Here is a 2360-nt window from a genome sequence, read left to right as displayed (position 1 = left end):
ACAGCCGGAGCGAGCGTCCCCAGCGACAGCGCACTCACCGGCCCGCCCGCCCCCAGGTGAGCGCAAGGTTTCGCAGACGACACCTCACGGCACAGCACTGAAACGCGCCGTCCCTAGCCTCGGGTGGGACACCCGGAGTGACACCCGAGAACTGTGGAGACGCCATGACTGCCGCGACCGCTGCGCCCGGCGCACGCAAGGGGGGCCGCTGGATCGAGCGATGGGAGCCGGAGGACGAGACGTTCTGGCGGGAGAAGGGGTCGGGCATCGCCCACCGCAACCTCCTGCTGTCCGTCTTCTCCGAACACATCGGCTTCTCCGTCTGGACGCTGTGGTCGGTCATGGTGCTGTTCATGGGGCCGCAGTACGGCATAGATCCGGCAGGGAAGTTCCTGCTCATCTCCATGGCGACGCTCGTCGGAGCGGTGGCACGGGTGCCCTACACCTTCGCCGTCGCCCGCTTCGGCGGCCGCAACTGGACGGTGGTCAGCGCTGCCCTGCTGCTGGTGCCGACCGTCGCCGCGTGGCTGGTGATGGAGCCGGGCACGTCGTACACGACGTTCCTGGTGGTGGCGCTGCTCACCGGAGTCGGCGGCGGCAACTTCGCCTCCTCGATGACCAACATCAACTCCTTCTTCCCGCTGCGCCGCAAGGGCTGGGCGCTCGGCGTCAACGCCGGGGGCGGCAACGTCGGAGTGCCGGTCGTGCAGCTGGCCGGTCTCGCCGTCATCGGCACTGCCGGTGCCGGACACCCGCGCATCCTGCTGGGCGTCTACATCCCGCTGATCGTGATCGCCGCCGTCTGCTCCGCGCTGTGGATGGACAACCTGGCGCCCGTACGCAACGACTCGGGAGCCGCCAGGGAAGCGGTGCGGGACGCGCACACCTGGATCATGTCGTTCCTCTACATCGGGACGTTCGGCTCCTTCATCGGCTACAGCTTCGCCTTCGGGCTCGTGCTGCAGACGCAGTTCGCGCGTACGCCCCTGGAGGCGGCCTCTCTCACGTTTCTCGGGCCGCTGCTGGGTTCCCTGATCCGTCCCGTGGGCGGGCAGCTCGCCGACCGCTTCGGCGGAGCGCGGATCACGCTGTGGACGTTCGCGGCGATGGCGGCGGCGACCCTCGTGGTGGTGGCGGCCTCGCTGACCGAGTCGCTGCCGGTCTTCGTGCTGGGCTTCACCGTGCTGTTCGTACTCAGCGGGGTGGGCAACGGCTCGACGTACAAGATGATCCCCGCGATATTCCACGCGAAGGCGCTGGCCCGCGGCATCACGGGTGAGGATGCGGCCGTACGCGGACGCAGGCTGTCGGGGGCGGCGATGGGCCTGATCGGGGCCGTAGGCGCGCTCGGGGGGCTCGGCATCAACCTCGCCTTCCGCCAGTCGTTTGAGACGGTGGGGACGGGGACGGCGGCGTACCTCACCTTCCTGGTCTTCTACGGGGTGTGCTGCGCGGTGACCTGGGCGGTGTACTTGAGGGGCGCGTCCGCACCGATCGCGGACGGGGCCGACGGCTCCGCGGCGTCCTCAGCGGCGGCGCCGGAGCAGGAGAAGCGCCCCGTGTACGCGGGGGTGTGAAAGCACCACGCGGAACGGCGGCGTAACAGCCGGGAAATCCCGGGGAGCCGAGCCTGTCATGTTGTGTTGACAGGCTCGGCCCTTCGTACGAGCAGGGGCGGAGCGAGACGGACATGCAGCAAGAGGGACGAGGAGCGGCGGAGCGCACCGGGAACCAGCAGGTCAAGCCCCTCGCCGGGTTCACGGTCGGGATCACGGCCGCGCGCCGTGCCGAAGAGCTGGGCACCCTGCTGGAACGCCGCGGCGCCGAGGTGCTGCACGCGCCCGCGCTCCGCATCGTCCCGCTGGCCGACGACACCGAGCTCCTCGACGCGACCAAGGCGCTGACCGAGAACCCCCCGGACACCGTCATCGCCACGACGGCGATCGGCTTCCGCGGGTGGGTCGAGGCGGCGGACGGCTGGGGCTTCGGCGGAGACCTGCTCAAGTGCCTCGGCGAGGTCGAGGTGCTCGCGCGCGGACCGAAGGTGCGGGGCGCCATCCGCGCGGCCGGGCTGAAGGAGAGCTGGTCACCGGCTTCGGAGTCGATGGCCGAGGTGCTCGACCGGCTGCTCGACCAGGGAGTCTCCGGGCGTCGCATCGCACTCCAGCTCCACGGGGAGCCGCTGCCCGGATTCGTCGAGTCGCTGCGCGTGGCCGGCGCGGAGGTCGTCGGCGTGCCGGTCTACCGGTGGATGCCGCCGGAGGACATCACGCCCGTCGACCGACTGATCGACGTCACGCTCTCCGGCGGCCTCGACGCCCTCACCTTCACCAGCGCCCCCGCCGCCGCCTCCCTGCTCG

2 protein-coding genes are annotated in these 2360 nt (G+C 70.7%); both read left to right on the top strand.

Translation table 11 applies throughout. The features are described from left to right. Nucleotides 1-164: 164 nt before the first annotated feature. Nucleotides 165-1577 carry a nitrate/nitrite transporter gene (locus tag H5J26_RS30300; protein WP_181769155.1) on the top strand — a complete coding sequence of 471 codons (1413 nt, stop codon included), beginning with the start codon at nt 165-167 and terminating at the stop codon, nt 1575-1577. Nucleotides 1578-1690: 113 nt separating this feature from the next. Further along, nucleotides 1691-2360 (top strand): uroporphyrinogen-III synthase (locus H5J26_RS30295; protein WP_181769154.1); only part of this gene is annotated, 670 nt, incomplete at its 3' end.

This window comes from Streptomyces albidus (ex Kaewkla and Franco 2022) (assembly GCF_013870515.1).
GTDB lineage: Bacteria > Actinomycetota > Actinomycetes > Streptomycetales > Streptomycetaceae > Streptomyces > Streptomyces albidus.
Note: the sequence above shows the minus strand (reverse complement) of the source record. Positions and strands in the feature narration are given on the sequence as shown.

Bases quoted from the DNA above. Each gene is read 5' to 3' on its own strand.
- H5J26_RS30300 (WP_181769155.1), top strand. From the start codon at position 165: ATGACTGCCGCGACCGCTGCGCCCGGCGCACGCAAGGGGGGCCGCTGG.